Source organism: Methylibium sp. (assembly GCF_013817365.1).
Lineage (GTDB): Bacteria > Pseudomonadota > Gammaproteobacteria > Burkholderiales > Burkholderiaceae_C > Methylibium.
This window is the reverse complement of record NZ_JACDCU010000475.1, coordinates 1-2976: the sequence shown is the minus strand read 5'-3', so window position 1 is coordinate 2976 and position 2976 is coordinate 1. Positions and strand designations below refer to the sequence as shown.

General features: G+C 72.5%; 1 protein-coding gene. It reads right to left on the bottom strand.

Annotation, left to right across the window (positions count from 1 at the left end; genetic code table 11):
• On the bottom strand, positions 1–2976 hold a 2976-nt coding region (locus H0W38_RS19990; RefSeq protein ID WP_292457461.1), incomplete at both ends, for a hypothetical protein.

The window sequence follows — 2976 nt, the reverse complement described above, 5'->3', positions numbered from 1 at the left end:
GGTGCGCGCTGCGCAGGCGCGGGCGATCGCCGGGTTCGGCTCGGCAGGGGCAGACTGCGCGGCAGTGTTGTTCCGCGTGCCGTCGCTCGCGCGGCCAGCCGGGGCAACCGCGGCTGTCGGCTCCCGCACGTTGTCAGCCGCCGGCAGAACCGCCTCGACCGCATTGCCGGCGCCGCCTTGCGCTCCCGCTGCTGCCGGCGACGCGGCACCCGCATCGGCTGCCCCGGCGGCCTCGACCGCAGCCGCGCTGGCGAGCATGGCCGAGCGCAGATCGGTCGGCCCGGCGCGCCAGGCGGCCCACCATTCACCCAGGCCCAGGCCGGCCGGCAAGGGCGCCCAGTAGTCGAGCATGCGGTCACCCACGTTGCGCTTGGCCAAGGTGACGCATACGCCGTTGCTCAGCCGATCGGCCGCCGCCACGCACTCGACTGACGCCTGCGCCGGCTGATCGCAGGCCTCGCGCATGCGCCCGAGCACGGACTTGACACCGTCCTGCTCGATCGGCAGCAGCACCGGGCTCTCGCGCAGGTCGTTCAGCAGCAGCAGTTGCGTGGCGGTGTGGTCGGCCAGCTTGGGGCAGGAACGATCGAGCGTCTCGAGCCCGCTCGACACCTCGCTGAACAGCCGCCGCACCTCCGTGCGCGCGTCGTTGCGGTTGGCGTCGAGCTGCTCCTGCAGCTGCCACAGCGACAGCAGCAGCGTGCCGGTGACGCCCACGCCGATCGACGCACCGACTGCCGCGGCACGCGGCGAACGCCGCCACCACGGCGCCTCGTCGGGCGGCGCCTTGACGGCACCGCTGCGCAGCCGCGCCGCCACCATGAGCGGATGGCGCTCGTGACGGCCCCAGCCGGGCAACTGGCGCAGCCAGGGTTCGTGCAGCGCGCGGCCGAAGTCTTCGCCGAGGCGGTGGTAGCTCTCCCACTGCGCCTCGTCGAAGCTCTGATCACCGGTGCTCTGGTGCGGAAAGGCCGGGTGGCGCTGGGCGTAGGCGAGCAGATCGACGTCGAGCGCGTCGTGCAGGTTGGGCTTGATGACGAGCAGGGTCGCTTCGCGCGCAGGCCGGCCCGGCGCCGCAGCCGCCTCGCCGGGTTCGGCCCGGTAGCGCACCCGCGCCAGCAGCACGCCGCGAGCGGAGTGCACGTCGCCCATCGATTCGGGCGACAACACGGTCAGCTCGCTGCCGGTGAGCGTGAAGAGGCGCGCGGCTTCCTCGCGCGTGTAGAACTCGATTTCGGCGCCGAGGTCGATGCGCGCCTTGCGCACCAGGTTCTCGATGTCGGCGAAGTCGTAGTCGATGTCGGCGCCGCAGTCGGCAACGATGATGAAGTCCAGCCGCCGCTTGAGCAGCGCATACACGCCGGTGTTGTCGAAGTGGCCGCCGTCGGACAGGTACCACCACGGCCGTGCCGCCCCGAAATACGTCGCCGTGCCCTCGCTGCACAGCATCACCGGCTTGATGGCGCGGCGCCACAGCCAATGGCGCAGGCCGGTGAGCGGCGGCCTGAGCGCCGGCAGCGGCGAGCGCATCCAGTAGCCGAGGCGCACGCCCAGGAAATAGAGCAGCAGCGCCCAGCCGCGAGAGGTGTAGGCACCCGCGCCGGGCGCGGCGGCGGCACCGGAAACGGCGATCCAGCGGCCCAGGGTTCCCACGTCGGAGCCCCGCATCGGTTTGTCGGGATCGCTCCCCTCGCGCATCGGCCACCAGCCGCGCACGCCGATCTCGAAGCCGCGGGCGGTGGCCGTCACCAGCGTGCCCTTGCGGTCGGCGTTGTACAGGCCCGAGGCATCGTCGCGGGTCTGGTTCAGGCACACGTTGACGAGGTGGATCGGCCCGCCCGCAAGCTCGGGTCGGTAGCTGCGCAGGCCGGTGTCGTCGCCCGGCATCACGTGGGTCACGTCGTCGCGGCCCTGGGCGGCGGGCGCGTCGGGCGCCTCGGCGAGCTTGCGCTCGGGATTGCCCACCGCCAGGTAGGCGCGGGTCAGCCGGGCCCGATAAAAACTGTGAAGCGACGAGGCGTTGGGCATCTGCGCGTTGCCCATCGTCAGCAGCAGCCAGACGATGCTCAACACCAGCAACAAGCCGGCGCGCGTGCCGGCGGTGAACTGGTCGAAGCCGCCCAGCGGCGCCGGGGTGAATACCAGCCACTGCACGCCGACCACCCAGGCGGCCATCAGGGCGACGAAGCCGAACAAGCCGGCGGCGTTCAGCAAGGTGGGCCCGATCGCGCTGACGGTGCCGGGCTGCGTGCGCTGCGACAGCGCCAGCAGCGGCTGCGCGAAGGTGCGCAGGATCAGCACCCCCGCGCCGCCCAGGCCGATGCCGCTGTACACCCAGGTCTGGCCGCTCTGCAGCGCGACCAGCAGCCACCAGCTCAGCAGATCGAGCGCGCCGAGCCCGAAGCCGACGATCGCGGCCAGGGTGACGGCCCGCAGCCCTGCGGTGAGCCGGTTGCGCAGCCGGGCCACGGCCAGCGAGCGCGTCTCGCGGGTGGTGATCAGCCGTGCGTGCGCCCACAGCAGCCCGAGCGCACTCGACGACAGCGCCACCAGCGCCAGCGCCGAGGCGGTGAGGGTCGCATTGAGCGCCGGCAGCTGCGGCCGGGCGACCGCCCAGATCACCGCCAGACTCAGGCACAGCAGCGCGACCACGGCGAGGTCGCGCCACGGCACCGGCAGACGCGTCTGGCCCGGATCTGCGCTGTCGCGCGCGACCCAGTAGCCGCTCATCAGGCCCGGCGCGGTGCCCAGCCACAGCAGCACGGCGATCGGCCACCATAGCGTGTGCCAGGGTTGCCACGCGGCGGCGCTGGCCGCGCCGATGCCGGGCAGCGTCAAGGTGCTCGCGCTGTGCAACAGGTGCGGCAGCACCAGCAAAGAGAACGGCAGGCTCACCGCCATGAATTCGCCGTGGATGGCCAGGAAGGCGCGAAGGTAGGTGACGACCACGAAGCCGATGTCGCGCGAGCCCGAGGG